Annotated in this window: 17 protein-coding genes and 1 tRNA gene; 10 read left to right on the forward strand and 8 right to left on the reverse strand. The window is 68.9% G+C overall.

Going from position 1 to position 21,273, the window contains the following annotated elements:
• Nucleotides 1-79: 79 nt before the first annotated feature.
• Both BWR60_RS29385 and BWR60_RS29390 read left to right on the forward strand, forming a co-directional pair.
• On the forward strand, nucleotides 80-886 hold the full coding sequence (locus BWR60_RS29385) for an enoyl-CoA hydratase/isomerase family protein (protein ID WP_088155754.1): 807 nt from the start codon (nucleotides 80-82) through the stop codon (nucleotides 884-886).
• Between the two features lie 83 nt (nucleotides 887-969).
• Complete coding sequence (locus tag BWR60_RS29390) at nucleotides 970-2,307, forward strand: MFS transporter (protein ID WP_088155722.1); 1,338 nt, start codon at nucleotides 970-972, stop codon at nucleotides 2,305-2,307.
• Between the two features lie 516 nt (nucleotides 2,308-2,823).
• On the opposite strand, the gene BWR60_RS29395 is transcribed toward BWR60_RS29390, so the two are convergent.
• On the reverse strand, nucleotides 2,824-3,444 hold the full coding sequence (locus BWR60_RS29395) for a TetR/AcrR family transcriptional regulator (RefSeq protein WP_088155724.1): 621 nt from the start codon (nucleotides 3,442-3,444) through the stop codon (nucleotides 2,824-2,826).
• A gap of 321 nt (nucleotides 3,445-3,765) precedes the next feature.
• Here BWR60_RS29395 and BWR60_RS29400 point away from each other — a divergent pair, with 321 nt between their 5' ends.
• The 7 genes from BWR60_RS29400 (at nucleotide 3,766) to BWR60_RS29430 (ending at nucleotide 11,727) form a co-directional block, all read left to right on the forward strand.
• Nucleotides 3,766-5,202, forward strand: a complete 1,437-nt coding sequence (locus tag BWR60_RS29400) for an ABC transporter substrate-binding protein (protein ID WP_179222001.1) — start codon at nucleotides 3,766-3,768, stop codon at nucleotides 5,200-5,202.
• Between the two features lie 6 nt (nucleotides 5,203-5,208).
• Nucleotides 5,209-6,141 (forward strand): ABC transporter permease, encoded by a 933-nt coding sequence (locus tag BWR60_RS29405; RefSeq protein WP_088155728.1) that lies wholly within the window; start codon nucleotides 5,209-5,211, stop codon nucleotides 6,139-6,141.
• A complete protein-coding gene (locus BWR60_RS29410) occupies nucleotides 6,138-7,010 on the forward strand; it encodes an ABC transporter permease (protein ID WP_230983218.1) in 873 nt (290 codons plus the stop codon). Before BWR60_RS29405 ends, BWR60_RS29410 begins: the two co-directional genes overlap by 4 nt.
• A 4-nt stretch (nucleotides 7,011-7,014) precedes the next feature.
• Nucleotides 7,015-8,043, forward strand: a complete 1,029-nt coding sequence (locus BWR60_RS29415; protein WP_230983219.1) for an ABC transporter ATP-binding protein — start codon at nucleotides 7,015-7,017, stop codon at nucleotides 8,041-8,043.
• Nucleotides 8,040-9,047 carry an ABC transporter ATP-binding protein gene (locus BWR60_RS29420; protein WP_088155730.1) on the forward strand — a complete coding sequence of 336 codons (1,008 nt, stop codon included), beginning with the start codon at nucleotides 8,040-8,042 and terminating at the stop codon, nucleotides 9,045-9,047. Before BWR60_RS29415 ends, BWR60_RS29420 begins: the two co-directional genes overlap by 4 nt.
• A gap of 35 nt (nucleotides 9,048-9,082) precedes the next feature.
• Entirely contained in the window at nucleotides 9,083-10,444 is a 1,362-nt protein-coding gene (locus tag BWR60_RS29425; RefSeq protein ID WP_088155732.1) for a serine hydrolase domain-containing protein, read from the forward strand.
• A gap of 83 nt (nucleotides 10,445-10,527) precedes the next feature.
• Nucleotides 10,528-11,727 carry a M20 aminoacylase family protein gene (locus BWR60_RS29430; protein ID WP_088155734.1) on the forward strand — a complete coding sequence of 400 codons (1,200 nt, stop codon included), beginning with the start codon at nucleotides 10,528-10,530 and terminating at the stop codon, nucleotides 11,725-11,727.
• 120 nt (nucleotides 11,728-11,847) lie between these two features.
• Here BWR60_RS29430 and BWR60_RS29435 read toward each other — a convergent pair whose 3' ends face one another.
• The 4 genes from BWR60_RS29435 to BWR60_RS29450 are packed head-to-tail and all read right to left on the reverse strand — an operon-like array spanning nucleotide 11,848 to nucleotide 16,217.
• Nucleotides 11,848-12,690 (reverse strand): N-acyl homoserine lactonase family protein, encoded by an 843-nt coding sequence (locus BWR60_RS29435; protein WP_088155736.1) that lies wholly within the window; start codon nucleotides 12,688-12,690, stop codon nucleotides 11,848-11,850.
• A gap of 10 nt (nucleotides 12,691-12,700) precedes the next feature.
• On the reverse strand, nucleotides 12,701-13,696 hold the full coding sequence (locus BWR60_RS29440) for an ABC transporter permease (protein WP_088155738.1): 996 nt from the start codon (nucleotides 13,694-13,696) through the stop codon (nucleotides 12,701-12,703).
• Nucleotides 13,693-15,276 carry a sugar ABC transporter ATP-binding protein gene (locus BWR60_RS29445; RefSeq protein WP_218823740.1) on the reverse strand — a complete coding sequence of 528 codons (1,584 nt, stop codon included), beginning with the start codon at nucleotides 15,274-15,276 and terminating at the stop codon, nucleotides 13,693-13,695. The genes BWR60_RS29440 and BWR60_RS29445 overlap by 4 nt, the downstream gene beginning before the upstream one ends.
• Nucleotides 15,273-16,217 carry a sugar ABC transporter substrate-binding protein gene (locus BWR60_RS29450; RefSeq protein WP_088155740.1) on the reverse strand — a complete coding sequence of 315 codons (945 nt, stop codon included), beginning with the start codon at nucleotides 16,215-16,217 and terminating at the stop codon, nucleotides 15,273-15,275. Before BWR60_RS29450 ends, BWR60_RS29445 begins: the two co-directional genes overlap by 4 nt.
• Before the next feature lie 196 nt (nucleotides 16,218-16,413).
• On the opposite strand from BWR60_RS29450, the gene BWR60_RS29455 reads away from it, so the two are divergent.
• Nucleotides 16,414-17,430: a LacI family DNA-binding transcriptional regulator gene (locus BWR60_RS29455; protein ID WP_088155742.1), complete on the forward strand. Its 1,017-nt coding sequence runs from the start codon at nucleotides 16,414-16,416 to the stop codon at nucleotides 17,428-17,430.
• Nucleotides 17,431-18,186: 756 nt separating this feature from the next.
• Here the strand turns inward: BWR60_RS29455 and BWR60_RS29460 are convergent.
• From BWR60_RS29460 to glpX, 3 genes are all read right to left on the reverse strand, one after another.
• Nucleotides 18,187-18,262: transfer RNA gene (locus tag BWR60_RS29460), tRNA-Glu, on the reverse strand.
• A gap of 38 nt (nucleotides 18,263-18,300) precedes the next feature.
• Entirely contained in the window at nucleotides 18,301-20,070 is a 1,770-nt protein-coding gene (gene recJ / locus BWR60_RS29465; protein ID WP_088155744.1) for a single-stranded-DNA-specific exonuclease RecJ, read from the reverse strand.
• A gap of 167 nt (nucleotides 20,071-20,237) precedes the next feature.
• Entirely contained in the window at nucleotides 20,238-21,209 is a 972-nt protein-coding gene (gene glpX / locus BWR60_RS29470; RefSeq protein WP_088155762.1) for a class II fructose-bisphosphatase, read from the reverse strand.
• Between the last annotated feature and the right edge of the window lie 64 nt (nucleotides 21,210-21,273).

The raw sequence follows: 21,273 nt of genomic DNA on the forward strand, positions 1-21,273 counted from the left end.
GGTGGTAGCCGCGCTGACGCCGGTGCCGGGCGGGGTCGGCCCCCTGACCGCCACGCTGATCTTACAGGAGACCTGCCCCATGCCCGCCGTGATGACCTTCAGCAATCCCCGCCTCGCGGCGCTGGACGGATTCCGGGTGGAGATCGACGAGGCGCGCGAGCGCGCCGACATCGTGCTCGACCGCCCACCCTTCAACATCGTGTCGATGCCGCAGCGCGACCAGCTGCGCCTGGTGTTCGAAGCGCTGGACGAGGATGCGCGGGTGCGCGTCATCGTCGTTCGCGCCGTGGGCGAGCACTTCTCCAGCGGCGGCAACATCAAGGGCTTCATGGAGGCGTCGCCGGAGCACGTCTCGAAGCTGGCCTGGAACATCGCCGCCCCGGCCCGCTGCGCCAAGCCGGTGATCGCCGCCAATCGCGGCTACTGCTTCGGGGTCGGGTTCGAGCTGTCGCTGGCCTGCGACTTCCGCCTGGTCACCGACACCACGCGATACGCCCTGCCGGAGCAGAAGCTGGGCCAGATCCCCGGCTCCGGCGGGTCGGCGCGGCTGCAGATGATGGTCGGCATCACCCGCACCAAGGACATCGTCATGCGCTCGCGCCGGATCAGCGCGCAGCAGGCGGTCGACTGGGGCATCGCCACCGAGAAGGTGGCGGATGCGGAGCTAGAGGCCGCGACCGACGCGCTGGTGGACGAGCTGCGCGCCTTCTCGCCGCTGGCCCAGCGCACGGCGAAGAAGCTGCTGAACGACACCGAGGATTCGCCGCTGAGCATCGCCATCGAGCTGGAAGGCCACTGCTACAGCCGCCTGCGCCAGTCCGAGGATTTCCGGGAAGGCGTCGAGGCCTTCCACGCCAAGCGGCCGCCGGCGTTCAAGGGCGTCTGACCGGGCCGGCCGGGGCGCGGCATCGCTTCCCCCGGCTCGTCCCGGAAACGGCAACCAAAACCGATCAATCAGGGAGGAACATCATGGTCAGCAGCAATATCGAAGCCGCGAATGGCGTCGCGGCGGAGCCGGTCAAGACCCGGCAGATGGTCAGCGCGGTCGTCGCCTCCGTGCTGGGCTGGGCGCTCGACCTCTTCGACCTGTTCATCTTGCTGTATGTCGCGCCGGTGGTGGGGGCGCTGTTCTTCCCCTCCGACCACCCGACCTGGTCGCTGGCGGCGGTCTATGCCTCCTTCGCCGTCACCCTGCTGATGCGGCCCGTCGGCTCCGCCATCTTCGGCCACTACGCCGACGCGCATGGGCGGAAGGGGGCGATGCTGGTGGCGATCACCGGCGTCGGCCTGTCGACCGCCGCCTTCGGCCTGCTGCCGACCATCCACCAGATCGGGGCGGCGGCGCCCGTCGCCTTCCTGCTGCTGCGCCTGGTCCAGGGCGTGTTCGTCGGCGGGGTGGTCGCCTCGACCCACACCATCGGCACGGAATCGGTGCCGCCGCACTGGCGCGGCTTCATGTCCGGCCTGGTCGGCAGCGGCGGCGCCGGCATCGGGGCGCTGCTGGCCTCGGTCGTGTTCCTCGCCACCTCCGCCATCTTCCCGGGCGAGGCCTATGCCGAATGGGGCTGGCGCTTCATGTTCTTTTCCGGCCTGCTCAGCTCCTTCCTCGGCTGGTTCGTCTTCCGCAACCTGGAGGAATCGCCGTTCTGGAAGGAGATGCAGCGGCAGAAGGCGGCCAAGCAGGCCGTGCGCGCCCCGGCGCCGCTGCGGGCCCTGGTCTCGGCCGAGTATCGCGGCGTCGTGCTGGCGAACCTGCTGATCACCATCGGCGGCGGCGCCGGCTACTACCTGACCTCGGGCTACATGCCGACGATCCTCAAGGTCATCAATCAGGTGCCGAACACCGCGGCCTCGCTGACCCTGATGGGCTGCGGCATCTCGACCATCGTCGCCTCGATGCTGGTCGGCGGGCTCAGCGATGCCATCGGCCGCAAGCGGACCTTCCTGTTGGTCGGCCTCGCCGCCATCGTCCTGCTGCCGGTGCTCTATCTCGGCATCGCGGCGACGCAGGATATGACCGCCATCGTGCTGCACGCCCTGGCCATCGCCTTCATCGGCAGCGCCGGCATCTCGCCGATCCTGATCTTCCTCAATGAGCGCTTCCCCACCGCAATGCGCGCCAGCGGCACCGGCCTGTCCTGGAACATCGGCTTCGCCATCGGCGGCATGATGCCGACCTTCGTGTCGCTGGCCAGTGCGACGCCCGGGGACATCCCGCTGTCGCTGTCGATCTTCGCCGCCGCGGTGTTCGCGATCTACCTGCTCGGCGCGCTGATCGTGCCGGAGACGAAGGGCAAGTTCCGCTGATTTCCAAAGCTGACGCGGCCGAAACGTCGATCCACCCCGGTCGAAGCAAACCATCGGCCGACGAACATGACGCCGGCATCGGTGGTCGAATCTGCTACGAAGTCACCGTCTTGGCGCATCACAGCCCGCCTGGGCTGAGATGCGCCGATTCCGTTGAAAAGTCGGAGCGCCATTTCCGGTCGTAACAAAGGACCAAGAAGTGGAAGACCGAAACAGAAAGACGCCCTGCCCAGATCGGCAGCAAACTTGCTCAATTCTGCGTCCCAAGTAGTCGTTCGAGACTTCAACGATATCTGCCATAATGAGACGTAGATGTAGTGTCCCGATTCCGGATATCGGCCGAACCCTCGAGATCCCGGCGCTTTCTGCCAACCAGGCTGGGCCAAGGCGCCCGAAAGCGATCGTTGCGCAACTCCGCTTGGATGAAGCCGACGCCTTGGCCCTCGTCCGCACCGATCCGCCTTGCGCCTCTTCCCCTCCAAGATCGCTGTCATCAACATTGTCAGCCGCCCTTGATCAGGGTGCGTGATCCAATGCCGGCTCGATAAGACGGATCGTCAACACGATCTGCCTCTCGATGGCAATTGAATCGCTGCTCTCCGTCAGCCGCCAATAGCTCCATGTCGCATTGACCAGGGTGTAGATGCTGATGGAGAGATCGAAGAGCCGTTCGTCACTCCAATCCGAGCCCAGCCGACGAAGAAGGCGGACGTAGTTCGACGCAAACAACTGCGAATGCGCGCGGGCGATCCGGAGCAGATCTTCATAATAGTAGGAAGCGTCGACAATGGTCCGGTCGAGGCCGATGGCAAGCTGGTAGGTCCAGGTCTCGCGAATGAGATTGGACAGCTGGGGCCGCCACTCGACCCGATCGATCCTCTCCGACCCGGCTTCGAGGAAGCCGCGAACCTGCGCCAGCTTTCCCTCGTAGATCTCGGCGATGATCGCTTCCTTGTTTGGGAAATAGTCATAGATCGATCCGATCTTGATCCCCGCGTGCTCCGCGATGGCATTGGTCGTGATCGCCCGGATGCCTCTCTCGCGCATGACGTCGTGGGCAGCCTCCATGATCGTCGCCTTGATCTTGCGCGACCTGGCCTGGACCGGCCTGCGCTTCGCACTGGTCTTTCCGGGCATGTCACTCTCCTCCGCGGAACCTCATGTCTCGCTGGCAAGAAAATTGCATCAGAAATCGCAGCCATTGCTGGCTCTTGCGCGGCGTTAAAATCCGAGTAATCATTCGGATTAAAGACCGCACACTCTCCTGGCAATGGCGGTCGCACAAACATTCTTTGCATAACGAACAGGGAGAGACCGGTGTTGAACCGTCGGCAATTTGCGCTCGCCTCCGTGGCCTCCGTCGGCGCCCTCACGCTGGGAAGGCCGGGATTGTCCTTCGCCCAAGCCGAACAGGTGGCACGGCTCCGCCTGATTATCGATCCGGAGGGCCTTTATAATGTGCAGAGCATTTCCCTGGCCGTGAGCGGCGTGCTCGGCAACTACCTGCTGGAATCGCTCATCTACCTCGACGACAAGGGGCAGGCCCGGCCCTGGCTGGCCGAATCCTGGCAGGCCGATGCCGACGGCCGCACGATCACCTTCAAGCTCAGGAGCGGCAAGACCTTCCATGACGGCACGCCATTCGACGCGGCGGCCGTGAAGTTCCATTTCGACACGATCCTCGATCCGAACAGCGCCTCCCCCTCCAAGGGCATCGTCGGGCCCCTGGAGAAGGTCGATGCCCCGGATGACGGCACGGTCGTCTTCCACTTCACCAAGCCGTTCGCGCCGTTCATCAACCTGCTGGGCCAATCCTATTTCGGCTTCAACTCTCCGACCGCGGTGAAGGCGGCAGGCCCGGCCTATGCCCGCCACCCGGTCGGGACCGGGCCCTTCATGTTCGACAGCTGGACCCCCGGCACGCGCATCGAGCTGGTCCGCAACCCGAACTTCAAGCAGTTCCGCCCCGACGCGGCCAATCAGGGCCTGCCCTATCTCGACCGCATCGTCCTGAACGTGATGGCCGAAGAGGGCGTGGTGACGTCGGCCCTGCAGACCGGCGAGATCGACGCCGCCCAGCTGACGGCGGATGCGGTCCGGCCGCTTGCCGACGATCCGCAATTCACCGTCATCAACGACAAGAACGCCAAGAACCTCATGTTCATGGAGTTCGACTACAAGAAGGCCCCGTTCAGCGACAAGGCCTTCCGCGAGGCGATCAGCCACGCCGTCGACCGCGAGGCCGTCCTGGCCGCGGCCTTCGGCGGCAACGGCACTATCGCCCTCGGCCCGTTGTCGCGCGGCATCCCCGGATATGACGACGCCGTCGCCCAGAAATACGGCACCCCCTACGATCCGGACAAGGCCAAGGCCCTGCTCGACGCCGCCGGCTGGAAGGATGATGGCGGGGTGCGCGCCAAGGACGGCGCCCAGGCCAAGTTCACCATCCGCAGCTATGCCGACAGCACGACCGAGCGGGCGCTCGCGGTCATCCAGGCCAATCTCGGCGATATCGGCATCCAGGTCGATGTCGGCACGGCGGATTGGGGCACCTTCTATCCCGGCCTGCTGAAGCCGGATTGGGACATGGATCTCAATCGCTGGACCTGGTCCGACCCGAGCGTCATGTCGCAGCTGTTCCGATCCCCCGGCCACCGCCAGCTGCTGCCGCCGAACCCGGCGATCGACGAAGCCCTGGACGCAGCCGACACCGCCCTCGACTCGACCAAGCGCATGCAATTCGTCAGCGCCGCCCAGACCGCGATCCTGGAGGATCGGATGATCCTGCCGCTGCTGACCGACTGGCCGATGACGGTGACCCGCACGGCGCTGCAGGGCTATCGCCTCGACTATCTCGGCTATGTCTACGCCACGGACCTCAAGATCGCGGAATAGAGCGCCATGGCCCGGTACGTCCTGAAGCGCCTGCTGCTCCTGGTTCCGGTGGTGATCGGCATCCTGCTGATCACCTTCCTGATGAAGGCCCTGATCCCGACCGATGCCGCGACGGCGATGTATCAGGGCCAGCTCTCGGAACAGGACGCGGCGCAGGCCATCGCCGCCCTGCGCGCCAAGTACCATCTGGACCTGCCCTGGTATCAGCAGTTCGTCCTCTATGTCAGCGATCTCACGCAGGGCGATCTGGGGGAATCGATCCGGCTGCGCAAGCCGGTGATCGACGAGATCGGCTTCCGATACGTCAACACCATCCTCCTCACCGGCGCCGCCCTCGCGATCGCGCTGGTGGTCGGGCTCACGACCGGTATCCTCGCCGCGGCCCGGCGCAACAGCTGGCTCGACGTGACCGCGACGACGATCGGGCTGTTCGGCATCTCAATGCCGGCCTTCTTCTTCGGGCTGCTGCTGATCCTGTTCTGCTCGGTCTGGCTCAGGCTCCTGCCGGTGGTCCCCCATGGCCCGCTGGCGATCGTGCTGCCCGCCATGGCGCTCGGCCTGATCGAAGCGGCCCCGCTGTCGCGGGTGGCGAGGAGCAGCATGATCGACGTGCTGAGGCGGGACTACATCCAGGCGGCGCGGGCGCGCGGGGCGAGCGAGATCGCGCTGATCCTGCGCCATGCCCTGCCGAACGCCCTGATCGTGGTGCTGACGGTGGTGGGGCTGCAGATCGGCAACCTGCTGGGCGGCGCCTTCATCGTCGAGACCATCTTCAGCTGGCACGGCATCGGCGAGCTGGCGGTCAACGCCATCCAGTGGCGCGATTTCACCCTGACGCAGGCGATCATCCTGATCAGCGCCGTCACCTATCTGGTGGTCAACCTCGTCGCCGACCTGCTCTATGCTTGGCTCGACCCGCGCGTGGAGCTGGTGTCGTGAGCGAGGGGGTTTTCGAGGAAGCGGCCTTCGAGGCCGTCCCGCGCTGGCGGCTCCTGCTCGGGCGGCTCCTGCGCAATCCGTCCGCGGTGGCCGGCGGCGCGGTGCTGCTGGCCCTGATCCTGCTCGCGGCCTTCGCCCCGGTGATCGCCCCGTACGACCCGTTCAAGATCAGCCCGGCCCAGCGCCTGATGCCCCCCGGCGCGCTGCATTGGCTCGGCACCGACGAGGTCGGCCGCGACCTGCTGAGCCGGATCATCTACGGCACGCGCTACTTCCTCCTGATCTGCGCCGTTACGGCATCGATCTCCGCCTCCATCGGCACCGTGCTCGGCCTCGTCGCCGGCGCGGGGTCGGGGGTGACGGATGGGGTCATCATGCGGATGATCGATATCCTGCTGGCCTTCCCCTACATCCTGATGGTGCTGGTGGTGGTCGCCATCCTGGGGCCGAGCCTGTGGACCGGCATGGCGGCGGTCGGCATCGCCGGCATCCCCGGCTACGCCCGGCTGGTGCGCAGCACCGTGCTCACGGTCAAGGCCGAGGACTATGTCGTCAGCGTCCGGGCGCTGGGGGCGAGCGAGGCGGAGATCCTGTTCCGCACCGTGCTGCCGAACGTGCTGTCGCCGCTGATCGTCTACCTCTCCTTCGCGACGCCGCTGGCGGCGCTGCTGGCCTCGGCCCTGTCCTTCGCCGGCCTCGGCACCCAGCCGCCGGCGCCGGAATGGGGCGCCATGCTCGTCAACTCGCGCACCTACCTGTTCTCCGCCTGGTGGGCCGTGGCCGCCCCCGGCACGGCGCTGTTCATCTCGATCTTCGGCATGAACATCCTGGGCAACGGGCTGCGCGACGTGCTGGACCCGAGGAGCTGAGGCGATGTCGATGATGCCGCCCCCGCCCCGGCCCGACCGGCCGCTCCTCGACCTTCGCGACCTGCGCACCCAGTTCGGTTCCGGGCCCGGCACGGTCCACGCCGTGCAGGGCGTGGACCTGCGGATCGCGCCGGGCGAGATCGTCGGGCTGGTCGGCGAGTCCGGCTCCGGCAAATCCGTGCTGGCCCTGTCCATCCTGCGGCTCATCCAGAAGCCGGGCCGGATCGCCGGCGGGCAGATCCTGTTCGACGGGCGCGACGTGCTCGCCATGTCGGCCCGCGACCTCTCCCGCTGGCGCGGCCGCGACATCGGCATCATCTTCCAGCAGCCCCAGGGCTGCCTGAACCCGGTGCGCCGGGTCGGCTGGCAGGTCGCCGAGCCGCTGCGCCAGCAGGAACGGCTCGGTCGCAAGGCCGCATGGGACGGCGCCGTCGCCCTTCTCCGCTCGGTCGGCATCCCGGCGCCGGAGGAGAAGGCGCTCGCCTATCCGCACCAGCTGTCCGGCGGCCAGGCGCAGCGCGTGATGATCGCGATCGCCCTGGCGCTGAGGCCGCGGCTTCTGATCGCCGACGAGCCGACGACGGCGCTCGACGTCACCATCCAGGCGCAGATCCTGGAGCTGCTGCGCGACAGCTGCCGGCACGCCGGCACCTCGCTCCTGCTCGTCACGCACGACCTCGGGATCGTGGCGAAGCTCGCCGACCGGGTGGCGGTCATGTATGCCGGGCGGATCGTCGAGGACGGCCCGGTCGCGGCGATGCTGGGCAACCCGGACCACCCCTATGCGCGCGGCCTGCTGCGGGCGGCGCCGCGGCTGGGGCAGTCGGATGGCGGGCGGCTGCAGGACATTCCCGGCGGCATCCCCGATCTCAGCCGCCCCATGCCGGGCTGCGCCTTCGCGCCGCGATGCGGCCGCCGCGTCAGCCTCGCCCTGGCGCGCTGCCTCGAAGAGATGCCTCCCCTCGCCGCGACCGCGCCGGACCACCGGTCGCGCTGCTGGGCGACGCCGGACGCGACGGGGGACAGGGCATGAGCAGTCCGCCGCTCCTCGAGGTCGAAGGCCTGCATGTCCGCTATCCGGTCCGCAAGGGCCTGCTGGGCGGCGTCGTGGGCACCATCAGCGCCGTCGACGGCGTGAGCCTGACGCTGGGTCGCGGCGAGACGCTGGGGCTGGTCGGCGAATCCGGCTGCGGCAAGAGCACGCTGGGCCGGACGGTGATCGCCCTGCAGCGGCCGAGCGCGGGCACGGTCCGGTTCCGCGGCCAGGACCTCTTCGCCCTGCCGCCGGACCAGCTCAAGCGGCAGCGGCGCCATGCCCAGCTTATCTTCCAGAATCCGCGGACCTGCTTCGACCCGAGCCGCACCGTCGGCGCCTCGGTCAGGATGGCCCTCGACATCCAGGAGATGCTGGATCGCCGGGAGCGGGACGAGGCCGTGGCCGAGATCTTCCGCAAGGTCGGGCTGAGGCCCGAGCATCGCGTGCGCTACCCGCACGAGCTCTCGGGCGGCCAGCTGCAGCGGATCGGCATCGCGCGCGCCCTGATCCTCAAGCCCGCCCTGATCGTGTGCGACGAGCCGGTCTCGGCCCTCGACGTGTCCGTGCAGGCGCAGATCCTGAACCTGCTGCGCGACCTGCGGGCGGAGTTCGAGCTGGCGCTGCTGTTCGTGTCCCACAACCTCGCCGTGGTCGAGTACATCGCCGACCGCGTCGCGGTCATGTATTACGGCCGGATCGTCGAGACCGCCCCGGCGAAGCAGCTGTTCCAGGCCCCCCGCCACCCCTACACCAAGGCGCTGCTCGCCGCCGTGCCGTCGATCGACGTCGCCCGTCGCGACGATCCGGTGCCGCGGCTGGGCGACCCGCCCGATCCGGCCCGCCTGCCCAGCGGCTGCCGGTTCCGCAACCGCTGCCCGATCGCCACCCCCCGCTGCGCCGAGCAGGAGCCGGGACTGGCCGACATCAATGCCGGACATGCCGTCGCCTGCTGGGCGGCAGAGGGCGCCGTCCTCCCGAAGCCCGCCATGGCAGCTGGCTGAACGACACCCCGGACAAAGCCAAGAAAGACAAGCTCATGACCGAATGGCTCGATGCCGCGCTGGCTTATGGCGGCCGATGGATCGACCACCAGCTGCAGGCGACCGAACAGCCCGGCTGCGTGGTCGCGGTGGCGAAAGGCGGACAGGTCGTCTGGGAGCGCGCCTTCGGCGTGGCGGATCTCAGGACCGGCGAGGCTCTGACCACCGCCCATCGCTTCCGCGTCGCCTCCCATTCCAAGACCTTCACCGCCGTCGGCATCATGAAGCTGCAGGAGGCCGGGCGGCTGCATCTGGACGACAGGATCGGGACCCATGTGCCGGGCCTGCACGCGCTGGTGGCGGACACGACCATCGCCCAGCTTCTCGCCCATGCCTCGGGGATGATGCGCGACGGAACCCGGTCCCCGCACTGGCAGGTCCGCGCGCCCTTCTTCGACGCGGCGGCGCTGCGGGCCGAGCTGGCGCTTCCCCTGGCCCTCGACGCCAACAGCCGCTTCAAATACTCCAATCTCGGCTTCGGCCTGCTGGGCCTCGCCATCGAGGCGATCACGGGCGAGCCCTATGCAGGCTGGATCGCGCGCGAGGTCGTCGGCGCCTCGGGGCTGGCGGACACCGCGCCCGACACGCCGCTCGGGGCCGGCGCGCCCCTGGCGACGGGGCACAGCAACCGGCTGCCCTTCGGCCGGGGCACGCTCGGCGGCGACCAGCCCACCTTCGCGCTGGCCGCGGCGACCGGCTTCGTCAGCACGGCCGGGGACCTCGCCCGCTTCTTCGCCAGCCTCGACCCCGCGGCCGAAACCAGCGTGCTGTCGGTGGCCAGCCGGCGGGAAATGACCCGGCGCCATTGGGAGGTGCCGCATCAGTCGGAACCCCGCCATTACGGGCTGGGCACCATGATCGGGCAGGTCGACGGCCATACGCTGATCGGCCATGGCGGCTCCTTCCCCGGCTTCATCAGCCGCTCCGCCGCGGTGCCGGACTGGGGCATCGGCCTCTCCGTCGTCACCAACGCCATCGACGGTCCCGCCAATGCCTGGCTGGACGGGCTGGTCTCGATCCTGCACCAATTCGCCAGCCACGGGGCGCCGTCGGCCGGGGTGGCGGGCTGGGCCGGGCGCTGGTGGAATCTCTGGCGCGTCGTGGATCTGGTGCCGATGGGCGACCTCGTCCTGGCCGCCGATCCGGCGGGGTTCAAGCCCTTCGCGGACGCCACGGAGATCGAGATCACCGGGCCGGATCGCGGCCGCGTCAGGCTCGCCAACGGCTTCGCCAGCCATGGCGAGGCCGTGGAGCGCAGCGTCGACGCCTCGGGCACGGCCGACCGCCTGTTCGTCGGCGGAAGCGAGATGGTCGCGGACCCGAAGGACCTCGCCGTCTCCTACGAGACGCCCGCCTAGGCCGGAGCGCCGCCCGTTCCGCCAGCGCGGCGTGGCGCAGCCCACGCCCGCCCCCCATTTCCGCCATCCGCAAGGGTCCGGCCATGCCCGTCATCGATCGCATCGACAGCTACAAGGACGAACTGACCGCCATCCGGCGGGACCTGCACCAGCATCCCGAGATCGGCTTCGAGGAGGTGCGCACCTCCGGCATCGTCGCCGAGAAGCTGGCCGCCTGGGGGATCGAGGCGCATCGCGGCCTCGGCCGGACCGGGGTCGTCGGCGTGATCGAGGGGCGCCGCGGGCCGGGCCGCACCATCGGGCTGCGGGCGGATATGGACGCCCTGCCGATGGAGGAGCGCACCAATCTCGCCTATGCCTCGAAGATCCCGGGGCGCTTCCATGGCTGCGGCCATGACGGGCACACGACAATGCTGCTGGGCGCCGCGCGCTATCTGGCCGAGACCCGCGACTTCGCCGGCACCGCCGTGCTGATCTTCCAGCCGGGGGAGGAAGGCTGCGGCGGCGCCCGCGCGATGCTGGCCGACGGGCTGTTCCGGCGCTTCCCCTGCGACGAGATCTACGCGCTCCACAACGCCCCGGACGACGAGCCCTATCGCATCGGCGTCAAGGCGGGGCCGGCGATGGCGGGCGCGGATTTCTTCGACTTCCGGATCCGGGGTCGCGGCAGCCATGGCGCCATGCCCGAGCGGTCGCGCGACCCGATCATCGTCGCCACCGCGCTGGTCCAGTCGCTGCAATCCGTCGTCAGCCGCAACATCAGCCCCCTGAAACAGGCCGTGCTTTCGGTGACGCAGATCCATGCGGGCAGCGCCTACAACGTCGTGCCGGAGGAGGCTGTCGTGTCCGGGACGGTCCGGTTCCTGGACCGGGAGGTCAACGAGCTCCTGCGCCGCCGCATGCGCAGCATCGCCGAGGGCACCGCCGCCGCCTTCGAGGTCGAGATCGAATTCGACATCCGCAACGTGTTCGACGTCCTGGTCAACACCGAGGAGCTGGTCGAGGGCTATCTCGCCGCGGCGCGCGATATCGTCGGGCCGGACCAGGTGTATCGGAAGACGGAGCCGGTGATGGGCAGCGAGGATTTCGCTGACATGCTGCATGCGACGCCGGGCGTCTACTGCACCATCGGCCATGCCGGTTCGGTGCCGGTGCACAATCCGGGCTTTGTCCTGGACGACGGCATCCTGCCGGTCGGCGCAAGCCTACTGGCGCGGATCGTGGAACGGCGCCTCTGCGCGGCATCACGGTCGGAGAAGCCGAGCCAGGATTGCCCTCACTGATCGCACCGGTCATCATGCACGCGGCACGAGATGCGTGAGACCCGAATGCCGATCGTCTCTGGCAGGCGTGGCAACAGCCCCCTCGCCATCCGCCCAGCGGAGGGCCGGTTCAGCATTTGCCTAGCCAGCCTTGACGATCCGAAAGCCTTCGATCTGCTTGACCACCGGCAGGCCGCTCCAGCGATCGCTGTCGTGCAGGATGATCAGGCGGCTCATGTCGCCGTCGATCGCGTCGTTGATGCGGTCGATGGTCTTCAGTTGCTCCCAGACGCTGCCGACGCCGTTCGCCAGGGGCACGTAGACACCGTCATGGTTGTGCCCGCGGATATTGCTTGCCGCATAGATGCAGTCGCCGGAAACGACGAGGCGACCGCGGGAGGTATCGAGGATCACGAATTGCTGGCCCAGCGTGTGGCCCTCGCCCAGGCGTAGATGCAGCCCGGGCAGGATGTCGTCGCGGTCGCCGTCCACCAGGTGCAGCCGGTGCTCGACCGAGGCGTCGAAGGCGCGCCGAAGGTCGTCCGGGTTGATGATCTGGGTCAGGAAGCCGAAGCGCGGCGGCAGGGCCATGGCCTCGATCCAGCTCAGGATCTCCCGCTTCTGGACATGGATCTGCGCGTTCGGGAACTTTCCGATCGATCCCATATGATCGAAATGGGCGTGGCTCAGCACGATATCGGTGACCGCATCGGGCGTCACGCCCAGCTCGGCCAGCATGCGCAGCGGCGAGATCCAGTGCGGGATGCCGAAGCGCACGCTCATCTCCTCCCCGCTGCCCTCCTTCATGAAGCCGGTGTCGACCAGGACGGTCCGGCCGGGCTGCCGCGCCAGAACGAAGGAGAAGGGCAGGTCGACGACGCCGTCGTCATGGGCGCCGTGGACCAGGCTGGCCACCGGCTGGTCCTTGGATCGGGCGAACTCGATGATGTGAACGTCCCAGAGCGGGGCCGATGCAGACGACATGCCGGAATCCTCAACTTTCCGCGATGGTCCGGCCGAGGCTGGACAGCCCGACCGCGACGATGAGAATGGCGCCCTGCAGGACATATTGGGAGTAGGTCGGCGCGCCGAAGATGTTCAGCCCGTTGAAGCCGAAGGCGATGATCAAGGCGCCGATCATGGTGCCCAGCACGTGGAACTCGCCGTCGCGCAGCGTGGCGGAGCCGAGGAACACCGCGGCGAAGGCGGTCAGCAGATAGCTGTCGGCCGCGCTGGTAGTGCCGCTGCCGAGGCGAGAGGCGAGCAGGATGCCGGTCAGCGCCGCGCAGACCCCGGAGACGACGAAGCCCAGGATCTTGATGCGGTCGACATTGATGCCGGCCAGCCGCGCCGCCGCCGGATTGCCGCCGACCGCCTGGATTTCCTGCCCCAGCGACGTGCGCTCGACCAGGATCCACAAGGCCCCCAGGACCAGCGCCATCACGACGATGTTATTGGGGATGCCGAACAGCCATCGCCCGAGCGAAAGCTCGAGGAAGGCCTCGGGCACGCCCGAGACGATCGGGACGCCGGCGGAATAGGCGAAGGACAGGCCGGTCAGGATGGTGCCGATGCCGAGCGTGGCGATCACCGAATTGACCTTGATCTTGGTCACGATCAGCCCGTTGATCAGCCCGATCAGCGCCCCGAGCGCCAGCACGATCAGGATGGCGACCGGGATCGGCAGACCATTGGCGACGATCAGCCCCGTGACCAGCACGCCGTGCAGGCTGGCGGCGAAGCCGATCGAGAGGTCCAGCTCCCCCACCACCACGGCCAGGGTCAGCCCGCCGGCGATGATCATCGCCAGCGACGCCTGGTTCAGCACGTTGGTGAAGTTGTTGACGGTGGGAAAGGCGCGTGGGGAAAGGACCGAGAAGGCCAGCACCATCGCCAGCAGGCCGATGATGGTCGCGTAGCGCGCGAACAGGCCGAGGGCCAGCTTGGACTGCGGCGACAAGCGGCGGCTCGCGACGGCAGTGTGCGTCATCCGATTCTCCCGCCGGCGGCCGCGGCATCGCCGGCGGCATAGCTGGCCTCGATGATGGAATTGCGTGTGATCGACGGTCCGGCCAGCTCCCGCACGATGCGGCCCTCCGCCATCACCAGCACGCGGTCGCAGAGGTCGGGCAGCTCGTCGGGCTCCGACGAGATCACCAGGATCGACATGCCCCCGGCGGCCAGGTCGCGCAGCAGCCGATGGATCTCGCCGCGCGAGCCGATGTCGACGCCGCGCGTCGGCTCGTCGAGGATCAGGACCTTGGGACCGCGCAGCAGCCAGCGGCCGATCACGACCTTCTGCTGGTTGCCGCCGCTCAGCCGCCCCACCGGGGTCTCGATGCTGCGGGTCTTGACCGCGAGGTCGCGGACGATCTGCAGCGACGATGCCTCGCGTCGCCTTCGGCTGATCAGCGGCAGTGCCGGGGCGCGGATGATCCCGCGCAGATTGGCGATCTGCAGGTTGAAGGCCACGCTCTTGGTCAGGACCAAGCCCTCGGCCCGGCGTTCCTCCGGCACCAGCCCCAGCCCCGCGGCGACCGCCTGGCCGGGGCTGCGCGGCGCGAAGGGCGTGCCGTCCAGGACCATGGCGCCGGCCTCGGGCCGGTCCGCGCCATAGATCAGCCGGGCCAGCTCGGTGCGGCCGGCGCCGACCAGCCCGCCGATGCCCAGCACTTCGCCCCGGTGCAGGTCGAAGCTCACCCCCTGGACCTTGGGGCGCCGGGCCAGGCCGGAGACGCGCAGCACGACCTCGCGGCCCACAGCCCGGCCGCGGGCCGGCTCGGCCGGCCGGGTCTCGCCGCCGACGATGGCCTCCACCAGCACGGCCCGGCTCAACGCATCCTGTCCGATCTCGGCCACGGATCGGCCGTCGCGGAACACGGTGACGCGGTGGCACAGCCGCAGGATCTCGTCCAGCCGGTGCGAGACGTAGAGGATGGCGACGCCCGACGCGGTCAGGTCCGCGATGATCGCGAACAGCCGCTCGGCCTCGCTGGCCGACAGCGATGCCGTCGGCTCGTCCATCACGATCAGCCGCGCCTTGCGGACCAGGGCCCGGCAGATGCTGATCAGCCAGTTCTCGGCCGTCGACAGGCCCTTCGTACCGGCGCGAAGCGGGGCGGTGATGCCCACCCGCTTGGCGATCGGCGCGACATCGCGTTCGATCGCCGCCCAGTCGACCATGCCCAGGCGCCGCTTCTTCGGCACCCCGAGCATGATGTTCTCCAGCACGGTCATGCCGGGAACGAAGGCGAGTTCCTGGTGGATGAACCCCAGCCCCAGCGCGGTGGCGTCCTGCGGCGAGGCGATGGCGACGGGCGCGCCGTCGATCCGGACCTCCCCGGCATCCGGGCGGGTCAGGCCCGCCAGCACCCGGATCAGCGTCGACTTGCCGGCACCATTGGCACCGACCAGCCCGTGCACCCGCCCGGCCTCGAGCGACAGCGAGACGCCCTTCAGCGCCTGGACGCCGCCATAGGACTTGGCCACGCCGATGGCCGCCAGGAAGGGGGCGGCTCCGGCCGATGCCGGTGGATCCTCCGGGGCGGCCATCCGGTGCCCCAGGCTCATTTTCCGAGCGCCTCGGGGTGATCCTTCACGAACTGCTCGACCGTCTCCTTGGTGACCAGGACAGCCGGCACCTCCACGGCTTTCGGCGTCCAGCTGCCGGCGCCGGCTTTGATGTCGACCAGAAGCTTCACCATCTGATAGCCCTCGGTGTAGCTGTCCTCCCAGGCGGTCGCGTCCATGTGGCCGTTGCGGATGTTCTCGATGGCCTGGGCGTTGCCGTTGACGCCGTAGACCTTAACGTCGTCGCGGCCCTGCTGCCGCAGGGAGCCGATGGCGCCGATCGCCGGATCGTCCCAGCAGCCCCAGATCGCCAGGTTCTCGTCCCCCGCGGGGTGCGAGGCCAGCCAGGCATTGGCGTATTCCGCGCCATCCTGGAAATAACCCGGGATCCGGACCTCGTTCTTGGTGACCTTGATGTCGGGGTGCTTGGCGAGGATCTCGTCGAACAGCGCCTCGCGGTTCCGGCAGACCTCGCCGGTGCGATAGGTCAAGGCCAGGACGCTGCCCTTGCCGCCCAGATCCGCCACCAGCCTGTCGATCACCGGCTGGGCGAGCGGTGCGCCGGAGCCGTTGGTGGCAGCCACGCTGCCGCCCAGCCCCCCGCCCCAGGTCACGACCGGCACGCCCGCATCCTTCGCCGCGGCCAGCCCGGCACCGATCGACGAATAGGGGAACACCATGTCGACCACGGCGCCGGCGCCGCGCTGCACGAAATTCTGGATCGCGGCATTGGCCTGATCGGCGCTGCCGGCGGCATCGATCACAGAAACCTCCCAGCCAAGCTCCTTGGCCGCGGCGGTTGCGCCGGAGATGTAGCGGACGTTGTTGGCCTCGGTCGCGGCGATCGAGACGATGCCGATGAGCGTCTTGTCCTGAGCCGCGGCCACGCCGGCCGGCAGGGCCATGGCCACGGCAAGCATGCCGAGCAGCGGGGTCTTCATGTCGTTCCTTCCTCCCTCCGGGCGCGGCCCCTCCTCTGGGGCGAGGATCGCGCCTGCGTCAGCGAACATTATCTAACCGTTTCGCTAAACTCGACAATCCCGCAGGTTCTGGCAAGCGTAAAATTCGTTGTATTGACGCCTGGACAAGGTGACATCGATCAGCGACATTTGGCGAAACGATTAGCTGGACGTTCAATTGGCAACCATCAGAGATGTTGCACGCGCGGCCGGCGTCTCGACCGCGACCGTCTCCGCCGTGGTGAATGACTCGGCCTATGTCAGCCCGGCGCTGCGGGCCCGGGTGCTCGCCGCCATCAGCGAGCTGCAATACGCGCCGTCCGCGGTGGCCCGGAACCTCAAGCGCGGCACAAGCCAGCTGATCGCGCTCGTCGTCGCCGACCTGGCGAACCCCTTCTTCGCCCGCATCGTCTGCGCTGCGGAGGCCGCGGCGACCGCCTGGGGCTATTCGCTGGTGGTGTTCAACAGCGATGAGAAGCCGGAGGCCGAGCGGCGGGCATTGTCGCGCATCAAGACGCTATCCTGCGACGGCGTGGTGCTGGTGCCGGTCGGCAGCCAGTCGCAATACCTGAAACGGGATTTCGAGGGGAACTCCATGCCGTCGGTCCTGTTCGGCCGCACGGTCGACGGCAACCGGTCGGATACGGTGACGCTCGACAATGTCTCGGCGGCGCGGCAGGTGACGACCTATCTCCTCGACCTCGGCCATCGTCGGATCGGGACCATCACTGGCCCCCTGCATCTGAGCTCCGGCCGCGGCCGTCTCGACGGCATGCTGGAAGCGATGCAGGCGCGGGGCGTCTCGCCGGAGGCCGATCATATCCGCAGCGGCGACTTCCGCGAGAACGTAGCCTATTCGGTGACGCGTGACCTGCTGCAGCAGCCCGATCGCCCCACCGCGCTCTATGTGGCCAACGGCGTCATGGCTTTGGGCGCGATGCGGGCGATCGTCGATCTCGGCCTCCGCTGCCCCGAGGACATCTCCGTTGCGTCGACCGACACGATCCCCGGTATCGGCGGGCTTCGGCCGCGGCTGACGCGGACCGAACACCCGGTCGACGACATGACCAATGAGGCGCTGCGGATGTTGGTCGATAGAATAAACCACGGCGTGGAGCTGCCGCCGCGCAAAGTGATGTTCCAGCCTACATTCGTCCTGGGGGACAGCTGCGGCCCCGTCGTAGGCCATAGCTGAGAGTCGGCAACCGCCCTCCCCTGCCGACAGCGAACAGGAGCGGACCGGAGGTCATCCGGGCGCAAGGGCCCTACGCTGATGCTGCGTCCGGGTTCACTTTTCCGGCATCAATCGGAGATTTTGTCCGGACGGATCTATCGAAGGACAGCGAGAATCCCGGCGGCACGGTGGCCGGTTACAAGGCGCCGCCCCCGAAGGGCGGGCCAATCGCTGTGATCTTCATCTATCCAGCGACGTGGCTGGACCGTTCTCCGGGAACCGCCGCGTCTCCTGGTCGAGGACGAGATCCAGCGCGGCACCCTCGTCGCCCCCTACAACGTCCGCGTTACCGGGCCCGGCGCCTACTATGTCGTCAGCCCGAAGGCGAAGGCGGAGCTGGCCCGCGTTCGCGCGTTCCGGCGATGGATCATCGAGGCGTCGAAATCCGCTTGAGCATCGGGGAGACGACAACAAGGCACGCCGCACGACTGCTTCTCGATCGCGATGGTCCAGGAGGTGCTCCCGGCTTTTCGCAAGCGCCGGGCAGGCGTCATCACGCCGGAGATCCTGCGGAAATTCGCCCAAGCGGCAAAGCGCAGGCTGCGGAACGCAGACGGGACATTCCGGCGCGATCATCTCCGTGCGCTGGCGCAGCGCGTCGACGTCATCGGCGGTCGGGAAATCCGGATCACAGGTTCGAAGAGCGCGCTGCTGCGCACACTTCCCGCCGCGGACACGGCTGAGTCGGGGCCGGAGGTACTTAGTTTTGTACCGAAGTGGCGACCCCTACGGGATTCGAACCCGTGTTACCGCCGTGAAAGGGCGATGTCCTAGGCCTCTAGACGAAGGGGTCGGCGCGGCGCGGATACCTACCGGCAGCGGCCGGGGAAATCAAGCGTTTTCGGCCCAGAGCGGCGCCACGTCCTCGATGAACAGCTGCACCCGGGTGTTGCCGTTCCAGCGGTCGATCCGGAGCGTGCCGGCGACGTGCAGCAGCGCGTCGCGGCGCAGCAGGGCCTGGCCCACCGGCTGGTCGGCGCAGCGGAAGGCGATCGCCCGCAGCCGGCCGCCATCCGGCCCGACCAGGGTGCAGGCGACATGGCCGCCGCTGCCCACCACAGACGCCGCCACCACCCGCACCCGCGGCAGGGCGAAGCGCGGCTCCGGGTTGCCGGCGCCGAACGGGCCCAGGCAGGACAGCGTCTCCGCCAGCTCGACCGTCGCCGCCTCCACCACCAGCGTGCCGTCCAGCTCGACCAGCGGCACCATCGGCTCGTCCACCTGGCCGTCGATATGCTCGGCGAGATAGGTCCGCAGTTCGGCCAGCCGCTCCTGCCGCACGGTGAAGCCCGCCGCCATGCGGTGGCCGCCGCCGGACAGCAGCAGCCCGGCCTGGCGCGCCGCGATCACCGCGGCGCCCAGATCGACGCCCGGCACCGAGCGGCCCGAGGCCTTGCCGATGCCGCCCTCGAACCCGACCACGCAGGACGGGCGGCCGTAGCGCTCGCGCAGCCGGCCGGCGACGATGCCGACCACGCCGGGATGCCAGCCCTCGCCCGCCACCAGGATCACCGGCCCGGCTTCCGCCGCCTCGACCTGGGCGATGGCCGCGGCCATCACCTCGGCCTCGACCGTCTTGCGGTCGACATTGTGCTCGTCCAGCAGCGCCGCGATCCGCGCCGCCTCGCCCTTGTCCTCGGTGGCCAGCAGCCGGGCGCCGAGATCGGCCCGGCCGATGCGGCCGCCGGCATTGATCCGCGGCCCCAGGATGTAGCCGGCGTGGTAGGCGTCGACCGTCTCGGTCACCCGCGCCACGTCGGCCAGCGCAGCGAGGCCGGTGTTGCGGCGCTGCGCCATCACCTTCAGCCCCTGCCCGACCAGCGCCCGGTTCAGCCCGGTCAGCGGCACCACGTCGCAGATCGTGCCCAGCGCCACCAGGTCGAGCAGCGCCAGCAGGTCCGGCTCCTTCCTGCTGGCGAAGGCGCCGGCCTGGCGCAGGGCACGGTTCAGCGCCACCAATGCCAGGAAGGTGACGCCGCAAGCGGCGAGCTGGCCGAGGCCCGGATCCTGGTCCAGCCGGTTCGGGTTGACCACCGCCGCCACCTTCGGCAGCCGCGGCTCCGCCGTGTGGTGGTCGATCACCACGACGTCGAGGCCGGCGGCCCCTTCCAGCGCATCGAAGGCGGTGGTGCCGCAATCGACCGTCACCACCAGCCCGGCGCCGCCGGCGCGCAGCTTCTCCAGCGCCTGGGCGTTCGGGCCGTAGCCTTCGGCAATGCGGTCGGGGATGTGGATCTGCGGCTCGATCCCGAGCGCGCGCAGATAGCGGACCATCAGCGCGGTCGAGGTGGCGCCGTCGACATCATAGTCGCCGAACACGGCGATGCCCTCGCCGGCCGTCACCGCCCGAGCGATGCGGTCCGCCGCACGATCCATGTCACGCAGGACAGAAGGGTCGGGCAGCAGCGCCCGCAGCGTCGGGTTGAGGAAGGCGGGCGCGTCGTCGAGGCCGACGCCGCGCGCCGCCAGCACCCGGGCGACGATCTCCGGCAAAGCGTGGCGCTGGGACAGCGCCAGCGCCAGCCGGTCGTCGGCGGCACGGCCGATCCAGCGCGCGCCCTTGGCGGAGCGTTCGACGCCGAACAGCGCCGGACCCGTCAACGGCCCGTCCTCATGGTCTCTTTCCCCTCATCCCCACCCAACCCGTCATTGCGAGGAGGCAAAGCCGACGAAGCAATCCAGGGGCCGGTGCGAGCGGCCCCTGGATTGCTTCGCTACGCTCGCAATGACGACGAGAGACGACCGAAGGCCATCTCTCCGTACAGTCATCAGCCGCCGACGAACTCGAAGCCGGCCTTGCGGCGGAAATCGTGCCGCGCCTCGATGGTGCGGACCGTGCCGCTCTTCGAGCGCATGACGATCGAATGGGTGATGGCGCCGCCCGGGATCAGGCGCACGCCGCGCAGCATCGGGCCGGTGGTGACGCCGGTGGCCGCGAACATCACGTCGCCGCCGGCCAGGTCCATCAGCCCGTAGACGCGGGTGAAGTCCTCGATGCCCTGGCGCTTGGCGCGCTCGCGCTCATCGTCGTTGCGGAACAGCAGCCGGCCCTGCATCTGGCCGCCGATGCAGCGCAGCGCCGAGGCCGCCAGCACGCCCTCGGGCGCGCCGCCGGTGCCGAGATACATGTCGACGCCGGTCTCCGGCTGCGCCGTGGCGATGACGCCGGACACGTCGCCGTCGGAGATCAGCATGATCCGGGCGCCGGCCTCGCGGATGCGGGCGATCAGCTCCTGGTGGCGCGGCCGGTCCAGCACGCAGACCACGAGGTCGGAGACCGCGACCCGCTTGGCCAGGGCCAGCGCCTTCAGGTTCTGGGCCGGGGTCGAGTCGATGTCGATCAGGTCCTTCGGCAGGTCGCCGCCGACCGCGATCTTGTCCATGTAGACGTCGGGCGCCTTGAGGAAGCCGCCCTTGTTGGCCATGGCGATGACCGCCAGCGCGTTCGGGCCGCCCTTGGCGGTGATGGTGGTGCCCTCCAGCGGGTCGAGGGCGATGTCGATCTCCGGCCCGTCGCCGGCGCCGACCTTCTCGCCGATATAGAGCATCGGCGCCTCGTCGCGCTCGCCCTCGCCGATCACCACCTCGCCGACGATGGCAAGGCTGTTCAGCGCCTGCCGCATCGCGTCGACCGCCGCCTGGTCCGCCTGGCGCTCGTCGCCCCGGCCCATCAGCCGCGAGGCGGAGAGGGCCGCGGCTTCCGTCACCCGCACCACCTCGAGCGCGAGGTTGCGGTCCATCACCTGGGACTTGGCTTCCGGCCGTTTCATCGTCTCTCCGATCCTTTCGGTCTCGTCTCCGCCG

The sequence above is a fragment of the Inquilinus limosus genome, from assembly GCF_002195995.1.
Taxonomy (GTDB): domain Bacteria; phylum Pseudomonadota; class Alphaproteobacteria; order DSM-16000; family Inquilinaceae; genus Inquilinus; species Inquilinus limosus_C.

What these genes read in the sequence shown, in the direction of transcription:
- BWR60_RS29395 (WP_088155724.1), bottom strand. Translation starts at nt 3,444, where the DNA reads ATGCCCGGAAAGACCAGTGCGAAGCGCAGGCCGGTCCAGGCCAGGTCG.
- BWR60_RS29425 (WP_088155732.1), top strand. Translation starts at nt 9,083, where the DNA reads ATGACCGAATGGCTCGATGCCGCGCTGGCTTATGGCGGCCGATGGATC.
- glpX (WP_088155762.1), bottom strand. Translation starts at nt 21,209, where the DNA reads ATGGACCGCAACCTCGCGCTCGAGGTGGTGCGGGTGACGGAAGCCGCG.
- BWR60_RS29450 (WP_088155740.1), bottom strand. Translation starts at nt 16,217, where the DNA reads ATGAAGACCCCGCTGCTCGGCATGCTTGCCGTGGCCATGGCCCTGCCG.
- BWR60_RS29430 (WP_088155734.1), top strand. Translation starts at nt 10,528, where the DNA reads ATGCCCGTCATCGATCGCATCGACAGCTACAAGGACGAACTGACCGCC.
- BWR60_RS29385 (WP_088155754.1), top strand. Translation starts at nt 80, where the DNA reads ATGCCCGCCGTGATGACCTTCAGCAATCCCCGCCTCGCGGCGCTGGAC.
- BWR60_RS29445 (WP_218823740.1), bottom strand. Translation starts at nt 15,276, where the DNA reads ATGAGCCTGGGGCACCGGATGGCCGCCCCGGAGGATCCACCGGCATCG.
- BWR60_RS29415 (WP_230983219.1), top strand. Translation starts at nt 7,015, where the DNA reads ATGTCGATGATGCCGCCCCCGCCCCGGCCCGACCGGCCGCTCCTCGAC.
- BWR60_RS29435 (WP_088155736.1), bottom strand. Translation starts at nt 12,690, where the DNA reads ATGTCGTCTGCATCGGCCCCGCTCTGGGACGTTCACATCATCGAGTTC.
- BWR60_RS29420 (WP_088155730.1), top strand. Translation starts at nt 8,040, where the DNA reads ATGAGCAGTCCGCCGCTCCTCGAGGTCGAAGGCCTGCATGTCCGCTAT.
- BWR60_RS29390 (WP_088155722.1), top strand. Translation starts at nt 970, where the DNA reads ATGGTCAGCAGCAATATCGAAGCCGCGAATGGCGTCGCGGCGGAGCCG.
- BWR60_RS29440 (WP_088155738.1), bottom strand. Translation starts at nt 13,696, where the DNA reads ATGACGCACACTGCCGTCGCGAGCCGCCGCTTGTCGCCGCAGTCCAAG.
- BWR60_RS29405 (WP_088155728.1), top strand. Translation starts at nt 5,209, where the DNA reads ATGGCCCGGTACGTCCTGAAGCGCCTGCTGCTCCTGGTTCCGGTGGTG.